Origin of the sequence: Bartonella sp. AA9NXGY, assembly GCF_042196845.1 — a bacterium.
Taxonomy (GTDB): domain Bacteria; phylum Pseudomonadota; class Alphaproteobacteria; order Rhizobiales; family Rhizobiaceae; genus Bartonella.
This window is the reverse complement of record NZ_JBHIRB010000061.1, coordinates 1-2,305: the sequence shown is the minus strand read 5'-3', so window position 1 is coordinate 2,305 and position 2,305 is coordinate 1. Positions and strand designations below refer to the sequence as shown.

Below are 2,305 nucleotides of genomic sequence, written 5' to 3'. Positions count from 1 at the left end.
TTCTTATATTTAGGCGATATATCATCCATAAGCTCTAATAACTTTTTCTGAATGCCAACTAAGGTATGAACTTTACTATTATCTCCTATCTTCTCGGCTTCATCTCTCATAAGACCAAGTTTCACCTTCGTTTCATGGAGAACACCCATGTTGGGCTTTTCTTTAAGGAGATTAAATTTTTCAGAAGAAAACGAACTGACTTCTTTGCCACCACTCGTGAATTCCTGTAGCCCTCCTTTATAAGCCTGTTTGAAGTATGGACGCTTCATTAATTCATTAAGAGCACCATAATGCTGTTCTCCTATTGGTGTTTTTTGAGCTATTTCGTAAAGAGTATGTGGTTCTGCTTTCCTAATCGCGATAAGATCATCTTTTAAACCTGTAACATTTTGACGAGGAACAAAGTGTTCATCTGCTGCCTGATGAATACGCTCCCCTCCTCCCAGCGCTCTCTGCCCAGCTCTTTTAGTCAAATCAAGATAAGCTCCTTGATTTCTTTTCGCGATATCAAAAACAAGATCCTGTAAAAAAGGACTATGATCAGCTACATAATCGGTAGAGACCGCATTCTTAAAAGATTTTCCTAGATCTTCAGAAGCTTCATTGCCTAAATGTTTACTGATTGCTCTTAACGTGTCTGTTGCAACACCTTCCTTATGAGAAGGAGAAAAAAGTCTTCGTATTCCGCTTACCGGATAACCAGCTAAATGAGCTAAAGCACTTCCAGCCAATGCCCCACCCGCTCCTAAACCTGCACCAGATAACGTACTTGTAAGTGTATTACCAAGTCCTTCCCCTTCTCCCGCTCCATGTAATGCACCAGATGCCGCCCCTACTTTAAGCAAATGCGGCAATGTTGTTTTGTTCGTGATGCCTAAAAATGGACTTGCAAATCGACTTGGGGGTAACTGACCTGCTTTCAAAAAGGCTTGACCTAATTTTGACCCCGCCACATTCCTTGCAAGTGTAGGCGCTACAAAGCGTGCTCCTGAGGCTAATAATCCTCCCCCTAAAGTCGCAAGGGAAGGAATTGCCGACCCTAAAGCATTTCCAGCAAAAGAAGTCCAATAATGTTGATCACTCATCCTACGATAATAATCACGTATTCTATTGGCTTCTTTCTCATATTTTTCTATGGTTTTCTTATCTCCAGTCCAATAGTTGTAAAGCCCCTTCGCAAAAGCAATTATTGCCAACTCATCATCAGAATCACGTCCTGCCGCTGTGATCCCCGCAATCTCATCATCTAAATTAAAACTCAATCCATGCTTTAAAGAATTCCAAAAAGCTTCACTTTGCGTGATTTCGGGATGTTGGGGTGATGTTTCGTACCCTCCAAAATTTTCATATTCATTATCAGGAATACGTCCAATAATTTTTATATCAGGACCAAAGTCTGGTAACGTTTCCCCCCTTAACTTACCATATTCATCATCAGGAATACGTTGAATAATCTTCACGCTAGGACCAAAATTAGGAAAAGACTCTCGATAAGCATTATTATAATGAGGCATAATCTATCCCTTAACAGCTTTATATTTAATACCATTGTGGTTTAAGATAAACTTTGTTCCAGAAGGCAATTTATTAGCTTCTTCTGTATTATTCACTACTGGTGCATTTGCCCAATCCCCTTGTGACATCGGTGAATCTACAAAATATTTATCAGAGATTTCTCGGGGCGTATCTATAGGCTGACCTGTTAATGCGTTGTACAGTTGAAGATCATTATGCCTATTGAAAAAATCAAATGCTGTTTTAATTACTTTTAAAGTCCTCTCCAATCCCTCTTTATCTCGCCCAACATCCAAAGAACCAAACATTGATGATAGTGCCTGACTTTCAAAATTTGATATAGGACCAGTTCCTACTGTTCCGCTAGGACTCATCGATTTTAGATTCTCAAATACCGTCCTTAGAACACCACCTCTAATTCCCTCCAATAATTTGTCTAAGTTGTACCCATCACTTCCACCAGCTTTTTTCGTAAACCACCCCTTAAATCCTGTAGCACTACCTTTTTGAAGGAGGTTAAAAGCAGCTTTCAGATCATTTAATCCAGCTCTCAACTGCTGCTTGGTGGTGAACATATTTTTTATCCTTCTACCCTCCCATTCTTTCTGGGCTTGTAGTTTTTGATTATACTCAAGTTCTTGTGGAGACCCCTTTACCGGTCTCATTTCGCGTTCACCAGTCTCTGGATTGGTATACCATTGAAACCCCTGACTTAACTTAGGAGTATCACCACCTGTTAGCATCGCACTAAGCATTTGCGGATTACGTGCCATAATAGCAGCTTCTTCTT

At 40.1% G+C, this 2,305-nt stretch carries 2 pseudogenes; both read right to left on the bottom strand.

Annotated features, from left to right (window positions below):
* Positions 1–1,514, bottom strand: a pseudogene (locus ACFIM6_RS09720) (hypothetical protein); the annotation flags it as partial.
* Between the two features lie 3 nt (positions 1,515–1,517).
* Positions 1,518–2,305 (bottom strand): annotated as a pseudogene (locus ACFIM6_RS09715) (hypothetical protein); the annotation flags it as partial.